Source organism: Paenibacillus amylolyticus (assembly GCF_047302515.1).
In the GTDB taxonomy this organism is placed as follows: Bacteria; Bacillota; Bacilli; order Paenibacillales; family Paenibacillaceae; genus Paenibacillus; species Paenibacillus amylolyticus_G.
In genome coordinates this window covers 3,030,256-3,054,175 of sequence record NZ_CP168019.1, presented here as the reverse complement: position 1 = coordinate 3,054,175, position 23,920 = coordinate 3,030,256, and the positions used below count along the sequence as shown (strand labels likewise).

General features: G+C 45.5%; 20 protein-coding genes. 18 read left to right on the top strand and 2 right to left on the bottom strand.

The window, feature by feature from the left end; all coding sequences use genetic code 11:
• The first annotated feature begins 37 nt into the window (after positions 1–37).
• The 13 genes from ACDJ59_RS12890 (at position 38) to ACDJ59_RS12830 (ending at position 15,228) form a co-directional block, all read left to right on the top strand.
• On the top strand, positions 38–745 hold the full coding sequence (locus ACDJ59_RS12890; RefSeq protein ID WP_413409285.1) for a class I SAM-dependent methyltransferase: 708 nt from the start codon (positions 38–40) through the stop codon (positions 743–745).
• Positions 729–1,847 (top strand): saccharopine dehydrogenase family protein, encoded by a 1,119-nt coding sequence (locus ACDJ59_RS12885; RefSeq protein WP_413409284.1) that lies wholly within the window; start codon positions 729–731, stop codon positions 1,845–1,847. Before ACDJ59_RS12890 ends, ACDJ59_RS12885 begins: the two co-directional genes overlap by 17 nt.
• A gap of 53 nt (positions 1,848–1,900) precedes the next feature.
• A complete protein-coding gene (locus ACDJ59_RS12880) occupies positions 1,901–2,194 on the top strand; it encodes a hypothetical protein (RefSeq protein ID WP_074094818.1) in 294 nt (97 codons plus the stop codon).
• 78 nt (positions 2,195–2,272) lie between these two features.
• Positions 2,273–3,565 (top strand): amidohydrolase, encoded by a 1,293-nt coding sequence (locus ACDJ59_RS12875; RefSeq protein WP_413409282.1) that lies wholly within the window; start codon positions 2,273–2,275, stop codon positions 3,563–3,565.
• 192 nt (positions 3,566–3,757) lie between these two features.
• Complete coding sequence (locus ACDJ59_RS12870; protein WP_413409281.1) at positions 3,758–4,786, top strand: dockerin type I domain-containing protein; 1,029 nt, start codon at positions 3,758–3,760, stop codon at positions 4,784–4,786.
• A 49-nt stretch (positions 4,787–4,835) separates the two neighbouring features.
• The gene (locus tag ACDJ59_RS12865; protein ID WP_413409279.1) at positions 4,836–6,785 is read left to right on the top strand and encodes an S-layer homology domain-containing protein; all 1,950 of its coding nucleotides are present in this window, start codon (positions 4,836–4,838) and stop codon (positions 6,783–6,785) included.
• Positions 6,786–6,982: 197 nt separating this feature from the next.
• Complete coding sequence (locus ACDJ59_RS12860) at positions 6,983–8,947, top strand: ATP-binding cassette domain-containing protein (protein WP_413409277.1); 1,965 nt, start codon at positions 6,983–6,985, stop codon at positions 8,945–8,947.
• A 27-nt stretch (positions 8,948–8,974) separates the two neighbouring features.
• Positions 8,975–9,643: a response regulator transcription factor gene (locus ACDJ59_RS12855; RefSeq protein WP_413409275.1), complete on the top strand. Its 669-nt coding sequence runs from the start codon at positions 8,975–8,977 to the stop codon at positions 9,641–9,643.
• Positions 9,644–9,645: 2 nt separating this feature from the next.
• Entirely contained in the window at positions 9,646–10,983 is a 1,338-nt protein-coding gene (locus ACDJ59_RS12850) for an ATP-binding protein (RefSeq protein ID WP_413409274.1), read from the top strand.
• Between the two features lie 215 nt (positions 10,984–11,198).
• Positions 11,199–13,034 (top strand): UbiD family decarboxylase, encoded by a 1,836-nt coding sequence (locus ACDJ59_RS12845; RefSeq protein WP_413409273.1) that lies wholly within the window; start codon positions 11,199–11,201, stop codon positions 13,032–13,034.
• Positions 13,035–13,317: 283 nt separating this feature from the next.
• Entirely contained in the window at positions 13,318–14,403 is a 1,086-nt protein-coding gene (locus tag ACDJ59_RS12840) for an HD-GYP domain-containing protein (protein WP_047842713.1), read from the top strand.
• A 175-nt stretch (positions 14,404–14,578) separates the two neighbouring features.
• Positions 14,579–15,034 (top strand): SRPBCC family protein, encoded by a 456-nt coding sequence (locus tag ACDJ59_RS12835; protein ID WP_413409271.1) that lies wholly within the window; start codon positions 14,579–14,581, stop codon positions 15,032–15,034.
• A 32-nt stretch (positions 15,035–15,066) separates the two neighbouring features.
• Complete coding sequence (locus tag ACDJ59_RS12830) at positions 15,067–15,228, top strand: hypothetical protein (RefSeq protein WP_155985038.1); 162 nt, start codon at positions 15,067–15,069, stop codon at positions 15,226–15,228.
• A 1-nt stretch (position 15,229) separates the two neighbouring features.
• Here ACDJ59_RS12830 and ACDJ59_RS12825 read toward each other — a convergent pair whose 3' ends face one another.
• Positions 15,230–16,450 carry an MFS transporter gene (locus tag ACDJ59_RS12825; protein WP_413409270.1) on the bottom strand — a complete coding sequence of 407 codons (1,221 nt, stop codon included), beginning with the start codon at positions 16,448–16,450 and terminating at the stop codon, positions 15,230–15,232.
• Between the two features lie 286 nt (positions 16,451–16,736).
• Between ACDJ59_RS12825 and ACDJ59_RS12820 the strand changes: the two genes are divergently transcribed.
• Positions 16,737–17,318, top strand: coding sequence for a TetR/AcrR family transcriptional regulator (locus ACDJ59_RS12820; protein WP_413409269.1), 582 nt, complete (start codon positions 16,737–16,739; stop codon positions 17,316–17,318).
• An 80-nt stretch (positions 17,319–17,398) separates the two neighbouring features.
• Positions 17,399–18,367 carry a D-2-hydroxyacid dehydrogenase family protein gene (locus tag ACDJ59_RS12815; protein WP_413409268.1) on the top strand — a complete coding sequence of 323 codons (969 nt, stop codon included), beginning with the start codon at positions 17,399–17,401 and terminating at the stop codon, positions 18,365–18,367.
• A 134-nt stretch (positions 18,368–18,501) separates the two neighbouring features.
• Here the strand turns inward: ACDJ59_RS12815 and ACDJ59_RS12810 are convergent, their stop codons facing one another.
• Positions 18,502–19,539, bottom strand: coding sequence for a LacI family DNA-binding transcriptional regulator (locus ACDJ59_RS12810; protein ID WP_413409267.1), 1,038 nt, complete (start codon positions 19,537–19,539; stop codon positions 18,502–18,504).
• Positions 19,540–19,926: 387 nt separating this feature from the next.
• Here ACDJ59_RS12810 and ACDJ59_RS12805 point away from each other — a divergent pair, with 387 nt between their 5' ends.
• The 3 genes from ACDJ59_RS12805 to ACDJ59_RS12795 all read left to right on the top strand — a co-directional run bounded on the left by ACDJ59_RS12805 (position 19,927) and on the right by ACDJ59_RS12795 (position 23,907).
• Positions 19,927–20,976 (top strand): 2,3-butanediol dehydrogenase, encoded by a 1,050-nt coding sequence (locus tag ACDJ59_RS12805; RefSeq protein ID WP_413409266.1) that lies wholly within the window; start codon positions 19,927–19,929, stop codon positions 20,974–20,976.
• A gap of 180 nt (positions 20,977–21,156) precedes the next feature.
• Positions 21,157–22,470 carry a hypothetical protein gene (locus ACDJ59_RS12800; RefSeq protein WP_413409264.1) on the top strand — a complete coding sequence of 438 codons (1,314 nt, stop codon included), beginning with the start codon at positions 21,157–21,159 and terminating at the stop codon, positions 22,468–22,470.
• Positions 22,471–22,803: 333 nt separating this feature from the next.
• Positions 22,804–23,907 carry an NADH:flavin oxidoreductase gene (locus ACDJ59_RS12795; RefSeq protein ID WP_340936118.1) on the top strand — a complete coding sequence of 368 codons (1,104 nt, stop codon included), beginning with the start codon at positions 22,804–22,806 and terminating at the stop codon, positions 23,905–23,907.
• The last annotated feature ends 13 nt before the right edge of the window (positions 23,908–23,920 follow it).

Sequence of the window (23,920 nt, the reverse complement as noted above, 5' to 3'; positions counted from 1 at the left end):
TCAAGTCTAACTTCAATTCAAGAGGAGTGCGGTGTCCATGAATCACAATCTATCACCGATGAGCTGGGAAACAGCAGAAGTTCATCGTTACGAACAATCGATAGCCCTGAAAATTCCGGGTTATTCTCATATGCATGATCTAATGGAACGGCTGCTTTCAGCATCTTTTGCGAATAACAACGATATTCATATCCTTGTTGCCGGTGCGGGAGGGGGAAAAGAGATTGCTCTGCTCGGATCACGTCATGCCGGTTGGACATTGACTGGAGTAGATCCATCACAGCCCATGTTGCAACTTGCTGAGAAACGAGTCACGGAAGCAGGCATCGGTTCCAGAGTGAAACTGCAACCTGTCACGGTTGAAGAATTGCCGGAGGATATTGTATATGATGGGGCGACAAGCATGCTCATGTTACATTTCCTTCAGGGGATGGAGGCCAAGAGAACGTTTCTGACCAGCCTCGCAGCGAGACTTAAACCGGGTGCACCACTGATCATTGCGGCTGTAAATGCCGATCTTTGTTCACCTGCACATCCAACTATGATGCAAGCTTGGAAAGATCACATGTTGAGTGTGGGCGTCCTTCCTGAAGAGTGGGAGCGTTTTGCTGCTTCCCTGGGCCGTGAATCCGATCCAATATCCTCTGAAGAGATGACTCAGCTACTGACCGAATGCGGTTTCTCACATATTACACGTTACTTCGGGGCGTTCTGGGTGGAGGGGTATTATGCAATTCGAAACTAGCGTGAAGCCTATTAAAGATCAGATCTGGGTGGTTGGCGGTTATGGTCAAGTGGGGCAGATGATATGTACTCAACTGGGGAAAATGTTCCCGGGTAAAGTATGGGCTGCGGGTACACGCATGAACCGTGCGGAGGAATTCAGCAGGTCTACAAGTGGCGCTGTACTACCGCTTCAACTGGATGTAACTCGACCTGTAGAGCCATCCATGTTAAGGCCTGTGAAACTGGTCATCATGTGTGTGGATCAGAGCGATACCCGTTTTGTTGAAGCCTGCGCACAAGCCGGCACCGACTATATTGATATTTCTGCAAAATATGATTTTCTCGCCCAGGTGGAACAACTGCACACCAAAATGCAACGTTCCAAATCGACCGCGATCCTCAGCGTTGGATTATCACCCGGAGTGACTAATTTGCTTGTGCGCGAAGCGACCATGCATATGGATCAGGTGGAGGAAGCAGACATTACCGTAATGCTGGGACTTGGAGAGAAGCACGGAAAAGCTGCCGTGGAGTGGACCGTTGATCAGATGAATGCCACCTACCAAGTGATGCAAGAGGGCAAACCTGCTGAGGTACAAAGTTTCGGAGATGGCAAAAGGATTGATTTTGGAGCAAAACTGGGGCAGCGGAAGGCGTATCGATTTAACTTTTCGGATCAGCATGTGGTTGCTCGAACGTTACGTATTCCAACCGTGTCTACCAGACTCTGTCTGGACTCCCGCTGGATCACAGGATCCATGGCAATCTCCAAACGTGCAGGGTTGTTTTCGTTGCTGCGTATCCCATCTATTCGGAGTGGAACGGTTAAGGCATTTGGCCTTATTCCTGGGGGAGAGCCGATGTATGCAGTCAAGGTCGATGCCGTAGGATGGGAAAATGGTGAGCAAATCCGCGTCGAACAACTACTGGTCGGTGCAAAGGAAGCAGATGCAACAGCAGCGGTAGCTGCAGCCGTGGCAGAACGTGTGTATAAAACAGAGTTGCCACATGGTGTGTTTCATATTGAACAGTGTCTCTCTTTGCAGGACATTCAGGATGCACTTCATACGCCACTAAAGGTGACGACCAAGATCACCAAGTCTCATGTTCTTTTGCTGTGACCCTCCGATCTGCTATGATGGAACAATAATCATGGCATGAATGGAGGGAGATCATGAACTGCGTTGCTGTATTACCTTATTACAAAGTACAGAGAGAAGTGACGGGTCTCGCCCAAGAGATTGAGATGAATGCCCGCTCCATGATTCTGTATTCAGATAAAATCGTGACCAAATACCGCGAGTTCAACATCACGGAAGTGTTTGATATGTCATTTCGCCGTATGGGTGATGAAGGTGGATTTTTCTATTTGCACACAAGCACAGGAGTATATCCATATATGGTCGAAATCGACCCCAAACCTTTTATACAAACTTTCAGAAAGATGACGATTCAAAAATTAAAATGACTTGACCTTGCCGTTACGTGAAGGCTTACCCTCGGATATGGAAAGAACCATAACCAATTCAGAGGAGCCGTGAATGTAATGAGTATACTGATTCAGCAAGCTACGATCCTAACGATGAAAGATGCCGATGCCCCCTTTATGGGGGATATTCGTGTTGAGGGAGATCGTATTAAGCAGATTGCCGATCACATTCTGCCTCAACCGCAAGATGAGATTATCGATGGTCGCAATAAGGTTGCCATGCCAGGACTGATTAATGCCCACCAACATACACCAATGAGCCTGCTCCGGGGATTCTCGGATGATCTGAAGCTGATGGACTGGCTCGAACGCAAAATGTTGCCTGCCGAAGCGCGGATGAACCCGGAAGACATCTATTGGGGTGCCAAGTTATCCATCGCCGAGATGATCCGTTCGGGTACCACTGCGTTTGCGGATATGTACATTCATATGAATGAGATTGCAGAAGCGGTTAAGCAAACGGGGATGCGGGCATCACTTACACGTGGGATGGTATTCATGGAGGAGGATGGGGGACGCAGGTTGCAGGAGGCGATCGATCTTGTGCAACGCTGGTCTGGAGCGGCCGAGGGACGGATAACAACCATGTATGGGCCCCACTCACCCTACACTTGTCCTATGGAGCCGCTTCGTGAAGTCATTGCCATGGCTGTCACAGAGGATATCCCGCTACATATTCATCTGGCTGAGACGAAGGGAGAAGTTGTGAAGATTCGTGAGCGCTATGGCATGACACCGACAGAGTATCTGGAAGAGGCGGGAATGTTCGAACAGGCACATGTGTTGCTTGCACATGGTGTGCACCTCAATCGCAGGGACATCGGCAGATTGAAGGGCATGCGCGGCGGTGTAGCACACAATCCAGTCAGCAATCTGAAGCTGGGGTGTGGAATTGCTCCAATTACCGAGATGTTGGCTCAGGGAATTAACGTGGGAATCGGAACGGATGGAGCGGGAAGTGCCACAACCGTGGATATGTTCGAGGAGATCAAAGCCGCGACCTGGCTGCAAAAGCTGGACTATGGCGATCCCACTCGCTTGCCAGCCAAGGACGTACTAAGCATGGCTACACGCGGAAGTGCTAGTCTGCTTGGTCTACAGGATGAAGTGGGTATCCTTGAGGTGGGGTACAAAGCTGATCTGATCCTGATCGATCTGGCGAAACCACATCTTCAACCGGTACATGAGGTAGAATCGTTACTGGCTTACAGCGTAAATGGGGCGGACGTGGACACCACGATTGTGAATGGTCAGATCCTCATGAGAGGCAGAAAGCTGCTCACAATCGATGAGGAAGAACTTTACCGTGAGGTGAAGGTTAGAGCCAAACGGATTGTTGAGGGAATTTAATTTTAGGTGAATTTGATCCGAACTGGAAAAAGATTTGTGTTCAAAACGCTATGGAGGTTTACTCCATAGCGTTTTTTGTCGAATTACAACTGGGAATAGTTCCATGGTCCTGTTCAGAATCGGTTCAGAATGACTCGTTATACTGAGCATGTAGTTGTTCAAATTTGAAATGTATACGAGGAGGAACATGAATTGAAGGGGAAACAAAACAAAAAACGGCTTAAGCCGATATTGAAAAAAAGCATGTTGACCGCGCTCGGGCTGGGCATTGCATTGCCTATAGGTGGAACGCTTCCTCAAGCTAATGCGGGAGAAATTGGTCCAGAGATCAAGATTTCGCGACCTGTGCTCAATGATGGCATCCATTGGTTAAATTATTCATCGGAACAAAACGATCCTTCTTTTGTGTCCGGTGTACCCATCGAGGTAACGAACAGAACAGTTACGATTGATTTAAGTACCCATTTTAATTCGAATGAGTTTAATATCATCAGCGCCACTTCAGGTGATTATAGTGTAGCAAGCGTATATATAGAAGGTGGAAATAAATTAGTTGTTGTTCCTTATAGAAGTGGCAAGATCAATATTGAATTGAAAGCTAATTATACTGTATCTGATGTACCGGAAACGGTTACGGATAACTTTGAACTTTACATTAGTAAAAAAGGGGATGTAAATGCAGACGGAAAAGTGAATTCTCTGGATGCAGCAGACCTTTTGGAATATCTTCGTAACATGGTAAGTCGCCGCGGTTTTTCTTATGTAGAGATGAACCGAATGGACGTGGATCGTAATGCGGAGCCCACTTTGGGGGATATGAATGCGTTGTTAAACGGATATGCCAACAAAACACTTGGCGCGAAAAACAATGACTATGTGTTGACCTTCCAACAAGTGGACGATGCGCCGTATGTGCTGAATGGTCAATTGAAGAATTACATGGAGAACGCAATTGCCACAGATTATTATTTAATGGATGTTGATGATGATCATGTTGATTATATCAATACTCCTTCTTATCAGTGGTACCGCGCAACAGACCCTTCAGGAGAAGATATGGTTTCAATAGAAGGGGAGACACAAGAACAGCATACCGTTACATTTGAGGACGAGGATCATTATCTTGTGCTCGAAGTGACTGCTCATTCCACTTCGGACGCGAATACGAAACCTAGACGAGTATACATTGTTGGAAAAGAAAAAATACAACGCCCTGATTAATATCTATACCAAATGATCTATCAATTGATACAGACATGGAGGCTAATACATGTTTCAACCGAAAAAGAAACGTCCTAGAATCAGAAAAACAATGTCAGGTCTGATCGCACTGACATTACTCTCTTCACTCATATTGCCAAATGTAGCTGGAGCAGAACCGGTAGAACCATCACAAGTACAATTTGCAAATGTGAGCGTACAGGCAGGGCAGACCGTTCATGTACCTGTTGCATTGAAGAAGTCCTATTTCGGGGTGAAAGCTTATAATATGCAGATTGATTATGATACGTCTGCACTGGAAATTGTTCGGATCACGCCTAAATCTGTCAACGTCATCAGCACATCCCCAAATGAAGATGGTGTAGCAGACTTCCAGTACCAAATTAATAATGCGGAAGGCTGGGTACGTATCATCTGGGTTGATTTCAATGCAGGCGAACGTCTGATTTCAGACGAACAGCAATTATTTGATATTGAGGTCAAAGCCAAAAGTAATGCGACTCCTGGAACAAAACAGCTCACAGTGGTGCAAAGCGATTCAGAACATTGGCATTTTACAAATGTAGAACACAATAGTGGTGCTCAGTTGTCTGGTGGAACAATCACAATTACAGCAGCAAACTCAGGTGGCGACAACTCTGGCTCGACACCTACACCGAATCCTGGTAACTCTTCGGGTGGAGGAGGAAGTGTATCACCAACCTCCCCTGTCGTTACCCCAGTTCCATCGACTCCGGCAGTAACCAAAGGTGTAGACATCTATGTGAACGGTCAGAAACAGGAACAATCTGCAACGGCTACTACTTCAACGGTAGGCAATCAGGTCACAACCACTGTTCACGTGGATAATAATAAAGTCATTAATCAGATTGGAAGTGGACTAAAAACGCTTCTGCTGCCTATTACAGGTACTGGTAAAGGCGCAGTAGTTGGTGAACTGAACGGCAAGCTGGTCAAAACGATGGAAGGAAGTAATGCCGAAGTTGTCATTCAGACTGACAGCGGTACGTACACACTTCCAGCTAACCAGATTCAGGTGGATCAGATTCTCAACCAATTTGGAGGAACGACTCCACTCGAAGATATCACAATTCAGATCGCCATTGCGCCTAGTACTACATCCAAACAAACAACAATTCAGGCCGCAGCGGAGAAACTGGAGAACACTACGGTGGTCGCAACTCCGGTTGATTTTGAAGTGAAAGCTATCTGGAATGGGCAGCAAGTTAATGTGGATCGTTTCAACTCTTATGTAGAGCGCTCCATTACTTTGCCAGAGGGTGTAGATGGTTCAAAGATCACGACAGGAGTTGTGCTTCAGCCAGATGGCAGCCTTCTGCATGTACCGACAAAGGTTATCAAAGGTAACGTGCAAGATTCTGCTATTATTAACAGCTTGACGAACAGCACTTACGCTCTGATCTATCATCCGGCAACATTCAGCGATGTATCAAGTCACTGGAGTCGGGATGACGTACAGGATCTGGCATCCCGTCTGATCGTACAAGGTACTGGTGAGAACGTATTTGCGCCGGACCGGAGTATTACGCGGGCAGAGTTTACGGCTGTTTTGTTAAGAGGTTTGGGTCTGCACTCCCCGAACAGCACTGAAGCGGCTTCATTCACGGATGTGAAGACAGGCAGCTGGTATGAGGATGAGGTTCAGACGGCTGTGTCCTACGGCCTGATCTCAGGTTATGCTGACGAGAGCTTCCGTCCGAACAACGAAATTTCTCGTGCAGAAGCGCTGACTATTGTGTCACGTGCGATGAAACTGGTCGGTCTGGCACAGGCTGATGCGTCAGAGACAACAAGTCTGCTGAGCACATACAGCGATAGCGCTAAAGTACAATCATGGGCAGCAGAGCCAGTTGCATCCGCGATTAAACAAGAGCTGGTACAAGGTGCTGATGGCAAGCTGATGTCCGATGCAGACATTAGTCGTGCACAGTCGGCGGCGATTGTGAAAAGGCTGCTGGCGAAAGCCGGATTAATCTAAACAAATTTCTGGACACCTACACTTACTTGGAAAGATTCATTTCAAGTAAGTGTAGGTGTTTTTTTACATATAATTTGTGTTTGAACAACCTCTTATAGGTGCAATGGTCCAGTTCATTATCAGTTCATACTGATTTGTTACGATATGAACATCAAATAGATAGATATCGTGCATGATCAGGAGAGGAAGAGATCCATATGAAAATACTAGAAGTTAAAAATGTGAAGAAATCATACACCTTATATGGAAAAGAAAGAGTTCCGGTACTCCACGGTTTGAACTTAAGTTTTGAGACAGGGGAATTTGTCTCCATCCTCGGTGAATCTGGCTGTGGTAAGTCGACACTGATGAATATCATTGGTGGCATGGACTCCGATTATGAAGGGGACGTCGTAGTTCGTGGCAAGAATTTAAGTGCTATGACAGAGAAAGAAATGGATGATTATCGGAAGAATAATATCGGCTTTGTCTTTCAAAATTTCAATCTGATCCCGCATCTGTCTGTCCTCGAAAATGTGACGATTGCGATGCAAATGACGGATACCAATGAGAAGGATCGGAACCAACGTGCCGTAGATATATTGACAGAGGTCGGACTGAAAGATCATCTGAACAAACGTCCCAACCAGTTATCTGGCGGGCAGAAGCAACGGGTTTCCATCGCACGGGCGTTATCCAACAATCCGGATATTATTCTTGCAGATGAACCGACGGGTGCTCTGGATAAGGAAAACGGCGATCAAATCCTCGCTCTGCTCGACAGTATAGCCAAAAAGGGAATGCTGGTGATTGCCGTAACTCACTCCCAAAAAGTCGCTGACTCCGGTACACGGATTGTGAAGGTTGAAGAGGGGCGCATTAGTGACGATATTCACCTGAAAGATCCTTCTACGGCTGTTTACGAGAGTGGTCAGGATTCTTCCCGGAGCCTGAGCTTGCTTGCTTCATTCAAGATGGCACTTAAAAATATGAAACTCAACGGCAAGCGTAATGTACTGGTAGCATTGGGTGGATCTATAGGTATACTAAGTGTACTCCTGATGCTCTCCTTGGGGAATGGAATAACGACGTATATGAATGACGAAATCAATTCAAGTATGGACCCTTTGCTCGTGGATATAACAAAGCCGAGTGAAGAAGCCAAGGATATGCAAGGTCCCGAGGCCTTGATGGCACCAGGTGAACCGTTCACCGAAGCTGATGTTGAGACGATTCTCAATTTTCCTAATGTGGATCATGTAGAGACAATTACGACCATTACAGGCCAATCGACTATGGTGAATGAAAAACAAAGTGTAGGACTCACACAGTTAACGACGTTAACGGATGCTTTTGATCCAGCACTGATGACAACGGGGGTTCTCCCGGCAGAAAATCAGATGTTGTTACCTCTGGATACAGCAAATAAATTAAGCGGAAATGACCAAGCTGATTCCATGATCGGCAAGTCTGTGTTTCTATATATCAACGAGATGGATAGCAATAATAAACCAGTGACTTTGGAGAAAGAAGTAACCATCTCAGGGATCTACGAAGCGGCAGATCCGCGATCTCCAATGCAACAATCCCCGGGATACATTTCATCGGAGACGCTGGGGCAAATGTATACAGACAAGGGAATATCGATCGGGCCGATTCAGGTTAACGCCTATGCAACCGATATGAAATATGTAAATGAAATCAATGAAGCTGCTGTTGACGCTGGCTTCGCAGGCTCACAGATGGCCAAGGTCATGGAGAATATCACGACATATGTAAGTATGGCTTCCATTGTACTCGCGGGTATTGCAGGTATTTCGTTGATCGTATCCGGTATTATGATACTGGTAGTACTCTACATTAGTGTCGTGGAACGGACAAAGGAGATCGGAATTCTTCGGGCGATTGGAGCAAGAAAGAAAGATATCAAGCGAATATTCTTCTCCGAATCTGCCTTATTAGGTGTATTTAGTGGTATTATTGCGGTAATCTTTGCAGTGATCATTAGTTATGTGTTAAACATTCTTTTGGACAATGCATTTGGAGCAAAACTAATTAATCTCTCGGGATATTACATCTTGTTTGGACTCGTGGTAAGTACAGCGATTAGTATTGTGGCCGGTTTGATGCCATCATCAAAAGCGGCGAAGCTGGACCCGATGGAATCCTTGCGATACGAATAAACCAATTGCGGAAAGGATAATGGCTGCATGAACACAATTCTGGTGGTGGACGATGATTCCCATATCCGCAAATTAATCCGAATCTATCTTGAAAAGAATCAATTCTCCGTGCTGGAAGCAGCAGACGGTCAAGAGGCGTTAGATATTTTATCTCATACGAAAGTTGATCTGGCGATTGTGGATGTAATGATGCCGCGAATAGACGGCATTGAACTGACGGAAGATATCCGGTCTTATCTGGATATTCCAATCCTGATGGTAACTGCTAAGGGAGAATCCAAGGACAAAGTCAGAGGATTTAATGCTGGGTCAGACGATTACCTGGTTAAACCATTTGATCCTGTGGAGTTAATCCTGCGTGTGAAATCGTTATTGAAACGATATAACAAAAGTTCATCAAACATGATCCAGGTCAGCGGTGTAACGATTGATTTGGGCAATCTGATAGTTGTTGCTGGCGGGCAAACGATCGAATTGAAAAAGAAGGAATGTGAATTGTTATTTTCTCTGGCGAGTTCGCCAGGGAAAATATTCACACGTACACAGCTTATAGATGACATATGGGGCATCGATTACGAAGGAGATGAGCGTACAGTTGACGTACATATCAAACGGTTAAGGGAACGGCTTGAACCTGTACCTGAGCTAGTGATCTCAACGATAAGAGGACTTGGATATCGTCTGGAGCGGGCATGAAAATGTTTAGGAAAAGCCTGCGACTTCGCATCGTAGCTACGTTTATCGGGATTGTTCTGGTGAGTTTAATTCTCTCCTTTATGATCAATAACGGGTCCCAGGAAAAGACACCGAATCGTTTTATGGTTACCTTTGCTCAAGATTTGGCTACACTGATTAACCTGATCGATGATCCGGAAAAAGTGAAATCAAGCTTGGAGATTTTTGCTCGCTACGGCTTAAATATCACTCCCGTGAATGAACAAAGTGAAGTGTTATTTTCCTTGCCAGAGGACAAAGTTCATTTGTTATTTGATTCGGGTACAACGGATGCCATTTTTCTGTCCAGTAAAGATGGAATCGCGACCATAGGTGTTCCCGGAACAAACGAGGGGATCGGCACATTTCTGATTCAAAGTGATTTCTCATCTCTTTTTCATACACTGCGAAACACGCTCTTAACCTCACTGTTAACGGTTCTGGTGATTGGTAGCTTATTAATCCTGTTCATGTCTGGGTACATTGTGAAACCGATTAAGAGATTAACGGTTGCAGCGAAGGAGATGTCATCAGGTGACCTGTCGGTCCGCTTGAAACATAATAATCAGGATGAGTTTGGGGAACTGATGGAGAGCTTTAATCATATGGCCAGTGAGTTGCAAAAAATCGATTCGGTTCGTGATGACTTTGTCAGCAACGTCTCTCATGAAATGCAGTCTCCGCTCACATCAATTAGAGGATTCACCAGAGCACTACAAGATGGTGTTATTCCATTAGAAGAGCAGAAAGAGCATTTGGATATTATATATGAGGAAACGCTGCGCTTATCGAGGCTCAGTGATAATCTGCTTCGGCTAGCCTCGCTGGATTCGGAGCATCATCCGGTTCATTTCACCACATTCCAGGTAGATGAACAATTAAGAAGGGCGATTTTACTGGCAGAGCCGCAGTGGGCTCATAAGGACATCCAGATCGAACTGGACTTGTTGCCCTGCGAGATCACAGTGGACAAAGATTTGTTTGATCAGGTCTGGCAAAATTTAATAAACAATGCGATCAAATACACCGGTCCTAAAGGTACCATTCATGTCGAAATTGAGACGTCATCTTCATTTGTGAAGGTATTGATTAGAGATTCTGGACAAGGAATACCCGAGGAAGCTCTCCCGTATATCTTTGATCGATTCTACATGGTGGACAAAGCGCGGAGCAGCTCGCTTCGAGGGAATGGATTGGGTTTGTCCATTGTGATTAAAATATTGAAATTGCATCAATGTACAATTGATGTAGAGAGCGAAGTAGGAAAAGGTACGCAGTTTATTGTCACGATCCCCAGATCGACCATTACACCTTCATCTTAAGGAAAGCCAGAAAATAGAGAGCAGCAATATGGTAACAATCGGTTCCTGTGCGTTCAGGATTCAGATTGCTGCCATATTGCTTTTTTAATATCTGTATTCGCGACAAAATTTCACATATAGTTTTGTTTAGCAGTGGATCATTTGATAAAATAGAAGAGACGTTATGTGAATCTATGAACTTAATTAATTTATCATACACAGAATGGAGCCATCCAATGAAATATCGCAACATGGAAGATTGTATTAACGATCTGGAGGAGCATGGTCATTTGATTCGGGTCAAAGAAGAGGTTGATCCTCATCTGGAGATGGCAGCGATCCACATGAAAGTACACGAGGCTAAAGGCCCGGCGTTGTTATTTGAAAATGTAAAAGGCTCAAAGTTCCAGGCCGTATCCAATCTGTTCGGTACGGTGGAACGAAGCAAATTCATGTTCCGCGGTACGCTGGAAGGCGTACAACGGGTCATGGCTGTTCGTGACGATCCCATGAAGGCGCTTAAGACGCCATTTCAGCATGTCCGTACAGGTCTTGCTGCGTGGCAGGCGCTGCCAAAACAGAAGTCTATTAGCCTACCGGTGTCCGCGCAAGAGATTCAAATCTCGGACTTGCCACTCATCAAACATTGGCCTATGGACGGTGGGGCATTTGTGACGTTACCACAGGTTTATTCGGAAGATCCGGACAAACCAGGAATCATGAATTCAAACTTGGGGATGTACCGGGTTCAACTGGATGGCAATGATTTTGAAATGAACAAGGAAATAGGGTTACACTATCAGATTCATCGCGGAATTGGTATACATCAAGCCAAAGCGGTCAAAAAGGGAGAACCACTGAAAGTGAGTATTTTCATTGGCGGTCCACCTGCACATACACTTTCAGCGGTTATGCCTTTGCCTGAAGGACTAAGTGAGATGACATTTGCTGGCCTGCTCGCTGGACGTCGCTTCCGGTACAGTTACAAGGACGGATATTGCATCAGTAATGATGCTGATTTTGTCATCACGGGTGATATCTATCCAGGCGAGACAAAACCCGAAGGGCCGTTCGGTGATCATCTGGGTTATTACAGTCTGACACATGAATTCCCGTTAATGCGTGTGCATAAAGTCTATGCCAAACCTAATGCCATCTGGCCGTTTACGGTTGTTGGTCGTCCACCGCAAGAGGATACGGCTTTTGGCGATTTGATTCATGAGATTACTGGAGACGCGATTAAACAGGAGATTCCAGGTGTCAAAGAAGTGCATGCGGTCGATGCGGCAGGGGTTCATCCATTGCTGTTTGCCATTGGCAGTGAACGTTACACGCCTTATCAGGCGGTGAAGCAACCCACAGAGTTGCTCACGATTGCTAATCGCATTTTGGGTACGGGTCAGCTCAGTCTGGCGAAGTACCTGTTTATTACTGCTGAGGATCAGCAAACTCTGGATACCCACAAGGAAGTTGAATTCCTGACCTATATCTTGGAGCGCATGGATATGCAGCGGGACATTCATTTTCATACCCATACAACGATTGATACACTCGATTATTCGGGTACAGGACTGAACAGCGGCAGCAAGGTCGTTTTTGCAGCGTATGGCGACAAGATTCGGGAGCTGTGTTCGGAAGTGCCAGAGTCTTTGAAAAACATTCGTGGTTATGAGAATCCACAGCTCATCATGCCGGGTATCGTTTCGATCCAGACATCGGCCTTCACGAGTTATGCGGATACAGCACAGGAGATGCAAGCATTCACGTCTCTATTGAAAGAACAGGGAGGTCTGGACTCGTGTCCGATGATCATTCTATGTGACGACAGTTCGTTCCTGAGTGCTAACCTCAGCAACTTCTTATGGGCAACCTTTACTCGCAGCAACCCTTCACATGATATGTATGGGGTTAACAGCGGATATGACCACAAGCATTGGGGCTGTGATCAGGTGATTATTGATGCACGTACCAAAGCTCACCAGGCACCGCCGCTGATTCCCGATGCTTCGGTCGAGAAGAGCATTGAACGATTTTTTGTTAAAGGGGCTAGTCTGGGTTCGATCAAAATCTAATTTGAGATGTTTTGAAGAAGTTCAAACAGAGCGTTTGAACTTCTTTGGCTTACTCTGATACGGCAATGAGGCACAAAAGTGTGTAAAAGTTTAAAACCGGGACTAATTTGGATATTGGAGTGAGGATAAAGTCTTAGTCGTTCGTATTTACCATTGTGATTAAGGTCGTTTGAACTATGTATGAAATGAAGAATTATAACGATATAAAGAAGTATAGGTATTTTTGTGGCCCCGTTCCGTTGGGTGCTGTTACTATAATGAATTGTTCAGGGGGAATACCGATTTGAGAATCCATATTATGAACCTGCAAGACGGAGACCGTCTAACTGCGGATACATTCAGCGATGCAGGATTACACGTTCTCGGGAAGGGAACTGTGATCAAAGGTGAGGATATCACCTTGCTTATGCAGCACCGTGTAGATTATGTAGATATTGAATCACGCGAAGAGGAAATCACTGAAGCCGAATTTTTTGCAGCAGCCGCAAAGCATGCTTCGGGGATAACTACGAAGGAAGAACCGCCTGAAGAAGAGCTGAAGTCCCAATTTATTCAGACTGTACATAATTATCAAAATGCTTTTCTCGAAGCTCTGACCGTTGGCAAGTTCAACGCCACCATGGTGGATGATGCACTGCAACCAATGGTTGAGGGACTGGATGAGCAGAAAGATGTCGTTCATCTCCTGATGATGCTGGAGCGGGATGACGTCAATAACTATACACATTCAATCCAGGTAGGGTTGTTGTCCTTCTACCTTGCGAACTGGCTTGGATATTCTCAGAAGGAGAGTTATCAGATTAGTCGCGGTGGTTATCTGCATGACATTGGAAAGTGCAAAGTATCTCACCGGATTCGGAACAAAACAGAACCGTTGACCGCTGATGAGCAGCTTGAAATGCAGCGTCACACCATATATGGTCATGAAATTATCAAAAATTCGATGACGGATGAAGCGACAGCACTGGTTGCTCTGCAGCATCACGAGCGGGAAGATGGGTCGGGTTATCCGATGCAACTTGAGAAAAGTGAAATTCATCCATATACACAGATTGTATCTGTAGCGGATATCTATATAGGCATGAGATCCGGGAACCACGGAGGAAGCAATCCAAACCTGATCAACAACCTTAGAGATATCTATGGAATGGGATTTGGTAAATTGAATGAAAAACCGGTTCAGGCATTGATGCAACATTTGCTTCCTAATTTCATCGGGAAACAGGTACTGCTCAGCAATGGAGAAAAAGGTGTGATTGTCATGAACAATACGTCCGATATTTTCAAACCACTCATCAAAGTGGAATCTGAAGAATATCGCGATCTCTCCAAAGAGCGTACGCTTGCCATTGATGAATTGCTTATTTAATATCGATAGTTCTCGCTTTCCATCATTGCTATATCATCATTACATGTAAGACGGGCCTCCTGTACTAAGACAGGGGACCCGTTTTTTGTTATATCATCCTAGATGTGTTGTTCGACCAAGGAAGCAAGCGTATACTTTGCAAAGACCTTATTTTTCCTGCCAAGGAGCGATCGCCATGATTGAAGTGACAACCGAGATTACGATACATGCCTCGATTGAACGATGCTTTGACTATGCCCGGGATATTGATATACATACTCAGACCGTCTGGCAACATACGCGAGAGCGAGCAGTCGCAGGAGTAACCACAGGAAGAATTGGAGCAGGGGATACCGTTACATTTCAGGCTACTCATTTTGGGGTCAGACAGAAGTTGAAGTCCCGAATTGTGCAGTTTGAACGACCTTTTCTCTTTGTGGATCAGATGGAGAAAGGGGCTTTTAAGAGCATGCGGCATGAACATCATTTCAGCGTAATTGGGGATCAGATGACTTGCATGAGAGACACACTTCGATTCGAAGCTCCACTTGGATTACTGGGATGGGCAACAGAGCGACTTGTGCTGAAGAGATACATGCAGGCATTTCTAGAGGAGCGTAATCGTAAGCTCAAAGACATGCTTGAGCAGTAGCCAGAATTGAAGGGATAGAGGAGAGAAGACATTTGATGGATAATGAATATTTTGTAGGTTGGGGCACACTTGCCTTGATTAATGCCGGACTGGCTCAGGGAAAAAACAGAAGTGGTCGGAACTGGTTTCTGATTTCCCTGTTATTTGGTCCGTTGGCAACCCTCTTTATTGTGGTGTGGAATAAACTGGACTAATTCAACGATCGAGATTCCGATGCATATAACGATCGATCATCCAGAACACAAGGGCTGCTGCACTAACGCCAGCACCTAACCAGCATACGGCTGTCCAGCCCGCCCATGCATACACTTGGGTAGAAACGATGGAGCCGGTTGCACTGCCGATGGAATAAAAGATCATATAAGCTGCCGTAAGGCGGCTTTGTGCTTCGGGGCGAACTTCGTAGATCAGGCTCTGGTTGGTAACATGTACGGCCTGCACGGCAAGATCGAGCAGGATAACACCCAGGATCAGAAACCAGAGAGAATGATGGACATAACCGATGGGTAGCCAGGACAAGAGCAGAATGACAAGGGCGACACCGGTTGTTTTCTGCCCAAGGCCCCGGTCGGCAAGTTTACCAGCACGGGCAGCAGCCAATGCTCCCGCCGCTCCTGCGAGACCGAATGCACCTATGACTGTATGAGACAGGGACAGTGGAGGGCTACTTAGTGGCAGTACCATGGAAGTCCACAAGATGCTGAAGGCTGTAAAAATCAGCATGGCCAGCACACCTCGTACTCGTAACACACGCAACTCACGGTACAGTTGCAAGACGGAACCGAGTAATTGGGTATAGTTTTGTTTTATTTGTGTTGATTGTTGCCTTGGGAGAACAAAAAATAAGGCGACAATTCCGAGTAATGTAAGGCTGGCGGAGAAGAGATACACCGATCTCCACCCGAGCGAATCGTTCAGCGTACCTGCAACCGTTCGTGCAAGCAAAATGCCAATGACGATTCCGCTGGTTACCAACCCGACAATGCGACCACGTTCGGAAGGGGCTGCCAAGTGTGCAGCAAAGGCAACGAGCGTTTGCGTAATGACGGCTAATAAACCAACGACAGCCATCCCCATGAACAACAGGGAACTAGATTGTGCGGTTCCTACGAGAACTAGTGCAAGTACGGATAAGAGCATTTGAATGATGATCAACTTGCGGCGATTTAAGAGGTCACCAAGCGGAACAAGAAGGAACAGCCCCAAGGCATAACATATTTGAGTCACTGTGATGACAATCCCTATGGATGATGGAGAGAGGCTGAATTCTTGAGCGATGGAGTCCAGCAAAGGCTGAGCATAATAGATATTGGCGACCGCAAGTCCGCTGCACACGGCAAAAAGTAGAGCAACTAACCGTGACATGGCAGGACGATCCTTATTGGATAATTGTGCATCTGGAGAAGAAGTTTGCATGAGTATTTGTCACCTTTCTATTATGTACTGATCGGTATGTTATGTTTCGGGATAACCATACTTTATTTGCGTGAATTCTGTCAACAGAGAATTGGGTGAGGGTTAAACTGAAGATTATTTACCCAGAGAATACGACGATAAAATAACCATACGATCGCTTCTGTTCCAGATTTTTCGATTCATTTATAGCTAAAAACGCCTTTCTTGTTATTAGGTTTTGACTTTGTAATAAGAGTGAGGTTAAAATATATAAACATACTGATCGATACATAAAGAGGTGAATTGTATGGTTAGACAACGGGAATTTGATACGGATAAAGCACTTGATGCAGCGATGCATACGTTTTGGGACAAAGGGTTCGAAGCGGCATCTTTAAATGACTTGACGACCGCAATGGGCATACAACGTCCCAGTCTGTACGCGGCTTTTGGCGATAAAAAGGAATTATTTGAAACAGCACTTCGCAGGTATACTACTCAGCATGCGGCCCAAGTCAGAGCCAGACTTCAACAGGGCTCCTCCGTGCGGGAAGCCTTTCGTGGATTGTTTGAACATATTGGAGCAGAGGTGAGTGTGACCGAGCCTAGTCACGGCTGTTTTTGCATTAATACGATGGTTGAGCTGGCTCCACATGATCCCAAATTCGCTGTCCTTACACGGGAGCATCAGATGTACCTGGGTGTTCTTTTCAAAGAAACGATAGAACGAGGGCAACAGAGCGGGGAGTTGTCTACTGACATGAACGCGAGTGCGGTCGCACAGTCTCTGGTTGTATCCATGATTGGACTGACCGTACTGATGAAATCAGGACCGGACCGCTTGTTTGTAGAGCAGAGCATCCAGGTTACGCTGTCTTTGTTACATTAATAGGGAATTATTCTGTTTAAAGTGATGCGGAGTTGCTACAATATGTTTAAGAATTGAGCAGGTATAGGAGGAGATCAGAAATGAATACGAAGTTGCGCTGTGCCGTTTTGGATGATTATCAGAACGTTGCGCTGACGTCGGCGGACTGGGGTCCGTTGATGGATCGGGTGGAGATTCAGACATTCAACAACTATATGGGCTCGGAAGAAAAAGTCATTCAAGAATTGCAGGATTTTGATATTGTGGTTCTGATGCGGGAACGTACACCGTTTCCAGAGAAGGTCATTTCGCAGCTCCCTAAGCTAAAACTTCTGATTACAAGTGGTATGCGCAACGCGTCGATAGATCTCAAGGCTGCAGAGAAGAACGGCATCATTGTGTGTGGAACCGAGGGAAGCTCTAATCCGCCGACGGAGCTTACATGGGCACTGATTCTAGGGCTGTCCAGACAACTGGTTACGGAAAATAATGCACTTCGCTCCAATCGAAACTGGCAGAGCACTGTAGGGTTGGATCTGCATGGGAGAACACTTGGATTGCTCGGTTTGGGCAAGATAGGAACTCGTATGGCTGAGATTGCACGAGCATTTGGCATGAATGTGATGGCCTGGAGCGAGAATCTGACACAAGAGAAAGCCGAAAAACATGGTGTGATCTGGGCCGAGACCAAGGAGCAACTGCTTGCACAGAGCGACATCGTATCCATTCATCTGGTGTTAAGTGATCGTACGCGGAATCTGATCGGACAAGCCGAATTTCAACAAATGAAATCGAGTGCGCTATTAATAAATACGTCGCGAGCGGGCATTGTCGATCAGGAAGCTATGGTAGAGGCATTGCAGAGTGGTGTGATTGCTGGTGCAGGTCTGGATGTATATGAGCAGGAACCGCTACCAGTTAACCATGTGATGCGAACATTGCCCAACGTTCTGGCCACACCGCATCTGGGTTATGTGACTCGTGGCAATTATGAAATCTATTATAATCATACCGTAGAGAATATAGTGATGTTCCTGAAGGGAACACCAATCAGGCAACTGCATTCTTAGAATGAACGTATGCGGAGTATGACTCGGCTATAATTATATAGAATCAACGACAAATAAGGTGCTGCCAGGAAAGAGTTAGTCCTGAGCAACACCTTTTTAGTATATCTGTTTAGTAGAACAAATGAAGGAATAGCTTAACTGTGTGGTCCTCGCTGGGAAGAATGAATCATGGCGACGCTTGATTCACGAACGATTAAGCGTGGTTCAAACTGGATGTGTTCGTAATCGGCCGTATTCATCTCCCGAATTCGTTTTAACAACAGCTCGGTAGCAAGTCTGGCGACTTCTTCGCCCATAATGGACACGGAACTAATCTGAGGAGACGTAACGGTTGTCCATTGATTGTTATCCACACCCACAACAGCCACATCTTCAGGTACACGAACCCCTAACTCCTTGAACCGATTAACCAATCCGATGGCAACCATATCATTAATGGCATAGACGGCATCTGGCATATGCGTAAGTCCGTAAAAATAATCTGCAGCATTGGCACCTGTATTTAATGAAAAGTCCTCACCAAAGTAGACGAGAGAAATGTCCACGTGACCTACGGCTTGCTCATACGCACGAAAGCGTTCTTCAATAATGTCCTTCGGTGCTCCCGCATAAGCGATTCGAGTCCGGCCGATTTTGAACAGATGTTCCATCACCAGTTTGCCTTCAGGTTGAGACAGAGAGACGATATCTGCCTTCATGCCCGGTTCCAGTTTTTTGCCGTAATTAATCATCGAGATAGGGAGCGGCGCCTTATCAATCAGTCCGGGTAACGTTTTGGGGTACGCCAGAGGCATGAAAATAAGTCCGTCCACATGCAATTTTTTGACATTACGAATGGTTTCAAGCTCCGTTCTGGCATTGCCTGCCGTATTGATCTGAACGACATGGTACCCATGTTGCTTCGCCGTTTGCTCTACAGACCAGGAGATTTCCGGAATGATGGCGTTTCGTATGTCGGGTACAACAAGCGCGATCTGGTGCGTTTGCCGGATTTTCAGACTCTGTGCCGAGGTGTTGGGTACAAACCCCAGTTCTTCAATGGCCTGCATCACCTTATCCCGTGTTTTACTGCTGATGCCTTCTGAATTGTTGATGGCCCGGGATACGGTAGCGATGCCCACGCCGGCACGCTCTGCAACGTCCTTGATCGTAAGTTTCTGTTCTTTCCTCAATGTACGGTTACCTCACTTTATCGGAAACGATTCCGAATTATTAGGAATATGTATGAACTTCACGATAGTTATATAACTTGATTATAACATTTGAATAATGAAGTATCCCATGAAAGGGCCAGATTTATGGCAAGGCCTGATTAAATTTCAATGGGACTACAATAATATTTGCCATAATATATGTTAATAACAAGGATTACTTCGTTTGTAATACCGCTAAGATCACTTGAATTAAAGTATAAGCATTCTGAAAGTGAACTTGAAAAGATCACGAAATAGACATATTAGTGGAGAAATATGTTTGACAGCGTATCTAAAATGTGACATATTTAATTTACGGAAACGTTTCCGATTATATCACAAATTATGATCTGGGAGATGAAATGAATGAAAGCATTACGTTGGCATGGAGTCAAAGATTTACGTCTCGAAAATATTAATGAACCTCACCCTGAAGAAGGAAAGGTCAAAATAAAAGTGGAATGGTGCGGTATCTGCGGCAGTGATTTACACGAGTACACAGCAGGTCCAATCTTCATTCCGGCTCAAGCGTCGCATCCGCTAACAGGGGAACAAGCGCCTATAGTCATGGGGCATGAATTCTCAGGACAGGTGGTTGAAGTAGGGGAAGGTGTTACACGTTTCAAGGCGGGCGATCGTGTTGTGGTAGAACCCATCTATGCATGTGGACACTGCGAAGCTTGTAAACAGGGCAGATACAATCTGTGCGATCAGATGGGTTTCCTTGGACTCGCTGGAGGCGGAGGAGGATTCTCCGAGTATGTAACTGCTGCAGAAAACATGGTACATGCCATTCCGGATTCAATCTCGTATGAGCAAGGTGCGTTGGTTGAACCTTCAGCTGTAGCACTTCACGCTGTGCGCCAAAGCAAGCTGAAAGTGGGAGATACGGCAGCCGTGTTTGGCGCAGGCCCAATCGGACTACTGGTCATTGAAGCGCTTAAAGCTTCGGGAGCGTCGGATATTTATGTGGTGGAGTTATCGGATGAACGGAAAGCAAAAGCCGAAGAGCTCGGCGCCATTGTGATTGATCCAATGCAGTTTAATGTCGTGGAAGAGATCCATCAACGTACACAAGGCGGCGTTAACGTAGCCTATGAAGTAACCGGTGTTCCACGTGTTCTGCAACAAGCCGTCGATTCGACACGTATTGGTGGAGAGTTGATGATCGTCAGTATTTTTGAACAGGAAGCGCCGATTCACCCGAACTCAATTGTCATGAAAGAGCGTACGGTCAATGGCATTATCGGTTATCGCGATGTGTTCCCGGCAGTGATCAGTCTGATGGATAAAGGTTTCTTCCCGGCTGACAAGCTGGTGACCAAACGAATTACGTTGGATGAAGTGTTAGAGCATGGATTTGAAGCACTGTTGAAAGAGAAAAATCAGGTTAAGATTTTGGTAAAAGCTGAATAGAAATCACAGACAGTAAGAAAAGTAGACAGCACATCAACAGATGTAATTGTCTACTTTTTTTGTATAAATAGGGCGGAATTTGTTGCATGTGCGGGTGGTTTTACATAGTATAAAAAGATACAAATTGTATCATCTTGGTGTGAAGGTAATGATGATGAAAAAATGAAGGAGGAAGTGGACATGCAGAGACATACAAAATGGACAGCCGTAATTTTGACCATTGTCGCAGGAATGAGCTGGATGCTTATGGGGAACTCCAAGCCGAAAAACACCACGTCAACGAGTCAACCCCCTGCGACGGAACGTGGGCTTGCCAAGGTGTCGAATGCACCAATCAGTTCAGCGGATGTAACATCGAAGATCGAACTGTTAGGCAGACCTTTTACCAAAACACCATATGCTAATAACGTCTGGGACATGCAACTGTACAACGGCAAGATATATTTGGGCCACGGGAACAGCAGCAATCTGGGCGTAGCTCCTAATTCAGGCCCTATTCCAGTCATTTATTATGATACAGCGAATGCAAAATTCAAGACCCAGTCGGTGACTAACAGCAACCCGGGCATCCTGCCATCAACGAAGATGTATGTGGATGAGGAACAGATTGATATCTACAGAGTACTAAACGACAAGTTATATATTCCTGGCAATGATTCGGACAGTGAGAAGTGGGAATTGGGCAATTTCTATCGTTTGGATGGAGAGGTGTGGACCAAATATCGTAATCTTCCACTTGGTGTACACGTATACGATTTGGCTTCTTATCAAGGCAAGATGTTTGCCGCGCTGGGTACGGAGTCCAAACCGACCATATTAATCTCTCATAATGAAGGTGAAACTTGGCAAAAATATGCGACCATTAATACGTTTGGTTTCCGGGCATATACCATGTTCCATCTTAATGGCAAGTTATATGCATCTGGCATGATGTATCCTGCCAATAAAATATGGAATGACAAAACTAATATTCTGGAGATTAATGAAAAGCTTGAGAAACGGGATGTTGTCATCTATGGTAACAAAATGCTGCCTGGACTAACCTATCAAACGGGCACGATTCCTTATAATAAAATAGGCAAAAATGTTAACTTCAATAACAAGTTGCTCTATATAGCAGGTGGTGTGTTTAATGATGGGCAGCTGCTGCCCAAATCTTTGAATGTCATGACCGACATCAATCAGGCAAGGCGAGTTAATCTCCCAGATGCCAAGGCGCTCCCAACCGATGTGCTGTTGCGTGATGGCAAGGTGTATGTGCTTACGTATACTCGCCAAAGTGCCAATCTGTATATCAATCGGGTCTACCAATCAACGGATCTGACCACATGGAATGAGATTTTACGTTTTAACCAGGACACGTATGCCAAGTCTTTCGAAGAGAACGAGGGTGACTTCTACTTTGGTCTGGGTACCGATCCGGATGTGTTATCAACTTCATCAGGGAAATTGCTTCGAGTGAACCGCAGTGATATCCCCGTGAATGCTAATTAAATTGGAAGGAAGATTATGGATTATATACTATGCTACATCCACATTATTGGTGACCGGGAAAATACTTTAAGATGTAGTAGAGTGTATATCAGACTGCTTCGGTAGTGTGATCCAACAGAGGCTGCCGTAAGGTAGCTTTCTTTTTTTTTCTATAAGAGTAGTTTGAACGCCCAACTTCGAAAATTTGAAAATAAAATTAAGAAACTATAAAATGGATAGAGAAATAATCCTAAACCAGTCAACTGGATTACACGTGTTACAATATACAAAAGCATGTCGCATTTCATGTGGATGCGGAGTTCCACACTTCCAATTGCAAAGGAGCAATGTACTATGAACGTACCTTCAGCATTATTCAAACCTTTCACCTCGGACAAGCTAACATTGTCTAATCGAATCGTTATGGCACCCATGACTCGCGGATTCTCACCAGAGGGCGTACCTGGACCAGAAGTTGCTGAATACTATCGTCGCAGAGCAGCAGGTGGAGTGGGGCTCATCATAACGGAAGGTACAGGCATTAATCATCCATCTTCGGTTAGTGGAGCGAGTATTCCATTATTCCATGGTGAAGATTCGTTGCAAGGATGGGCTAATGTAGTGAAAGCAGTACATGAAGCGGGTGGCAAAATCATGCCACAATTGTGGCATGTGGGTACAGCACGTCGTTCCGGTGACTTGCCTAACGCAGAAGCTGACCCTGTAAGTCCGTCAGGGGTAAGCATGGCAGGTGAACCATCACGTGAACCATTAACGGAAGAGGAGATTCAAGGTCTTGTACAGGCATTTGCCCAAGCGGCAGCGGATGCACAGCGAATCGGGTTTGACGGCATTGAACTGCACGGAGCCCATGGATACCTGATTGACCAATTCTTCTGGGAGCAGACGAATCGACGGACCGACAATTATGGTGGTGATTTGGTACGTCGAACCCAATTTGCGGTTGAAGTGATTAAAGCTTGTCGTGCAGTGGTTGGTCCTGATTTCCCAATTGTGCTCCGGTTCTCCCAATGGAAGATGGGGAATTATGAGGCACGTCTGGTGGAGACGCCAGAACAATTGGAGCAATTCTTGGCCCCACTTAGTGCTGCTGGCGTGGATATATTCCATTGCTCTACACGCCGGTTCTGGTTACCGGAATTCGAAGGATCTGAGCTGAATCTTGCGGGTTGGACGCAAAAAATAACGGGTAAACCAGCTATTTCCGTTGGATCGGTAGGTCTTGAAGCTGAATTCGTAGACAGAGCAACCGAGAACCAGGGAACAGGTGATGCCCATTTGGATCAATTAAATGAGAAGTTGGAGAACAATGAATTTGACTTGATCGCCTTGGGTCGTGTTCTGCTTAGTGATCCGGAATGGCCTGCCAAAGTTCGTGAAGATCGCATATCCGAAATCATTCCATTTACAACGGAAGTGTTGCAAACACTCCATTAATAGAAGCCTAATA

What these genes read in the sequence shown, in the direction of transcription:
- ACDJ59_RS12805 (WP_413409266.1), top strand. Translation starts at nt 19,927, where the DNA reads ATGAAAGCATTACGTTGGCATGGAGTCAAAGATTTACGTCTCGAAAAT.
- ACDJ59_RS12815 (WP_413409268.1), top strand. Translation starts at nt 17,399, where the DNA reads ATGAATACGAAGTTGCGCTGTGCCGTTTTGGATGATTATCAGAACGTT.
- ACDJ59_RS12835 (WP_413409271.1), top strand. Translation starts at nt 14,579, where the DNA reads ATGATTGAAGTGACAACCGAGATTACGATACATGCCTCGATTGAACGA.
- ACDJ59_RS12850 (WP_413409274.1), top strand. Translation starts at nt 9,646, where the DNA reads ATGTTTAGGAAAAGCCTGCGACTTCGCATCGTAGCTACGTTTATCGGG.
- ACDJ59_RS12845 (WP_413409273.1), top strand. Translation starts at nt 11,199, where the DNA reads ATGAAATATCGCAACATGGAAGATTGTATTAACGATCTGGAGGAGCAT.
- ACDJ59_RS12890 (WP_413409285.1), top strand. Translation starts at nt 38, where the DNA reads ATGAATCACAATCTATCACCGATGAGCTGGGAAACAGCAGAAGTTCAT.
- ACDJ59_RS12795 (WP_340936118.1), top strand. Translation starts at nt 22,804, where the DNA reads ATGAACGTACCTTCAGCATTATTCAAACCTTTCACCTCGGACAAGCTA.
- ACDJ59_RS12875 (WP_413409282.1), top strand. Translation starts at nt 2,273, where the DNA reads ATGAGTATACTGATTCAGCAAGCTACGATCCTAACGATGAAAGATGCC.
- ACDJ59_RS12860 (WP_413409277.1), top strand. Translation starts at nt 6,983, where the DNA reads ATGAAAATACTAGAAGTTAAAAATGTGAAGAAATCATACACCTTATAT.
- ACDJ59_RS12885 (WP_413409284.1), top strand. Translation starts at nt 729, where the DNA reads ATGCAATTCGAAACTAGCGTGAAGCCTATTAAAGATCAGATCTGGGTG.
- ACDJ59_RS12865 (WP_413409279.1), top strand. Translation starts at nt 4,836, where the DNA reads ATGTTTCAACCGAAAAAGAAACGTCCTAGAATCAGAAAAACAATGTCA.
- ACDJ59_RS12880 (WP_074094818.1), top strand. Translation starts at nt 1,901, where the DNA reads ATGAACTGCGTTGCTGTATTACCTTATTACAAAGTACAGAGAGAAGTG.
- ACDJ59_RS12855 (WP_413409275.1), top strand. Translation starts at nt 8,975, where the DNA reads ATGAACACAATTCTGGTGGTGGACGATGATTCCCATATCCGCAAATTA.
- ACDJ59_RS12820 (WP_413409269.1), top strand. Translation starts at nt 16,737, where the DNA reads ATGGTTAGACAACGGGAATTTGATACGGATAAAGCACTTGATGCAGCG.
- ACDJ59_RS12800 (WP_413409264.1), top strand. Translation starts at nt 21,157, where the DNA reads ATGCAGAGACATACAAAATGGACAGCCGTAATTTTGACCATTGTCGCA.
- ACDJ59_RS12825 (WP_413409270.1), bottom strand. Translation starts at nt 16,450, where the DNA reads ATGCAAACTTCTTCTCCAGATGCACAATTATCCAATAAGGATCGTCCT.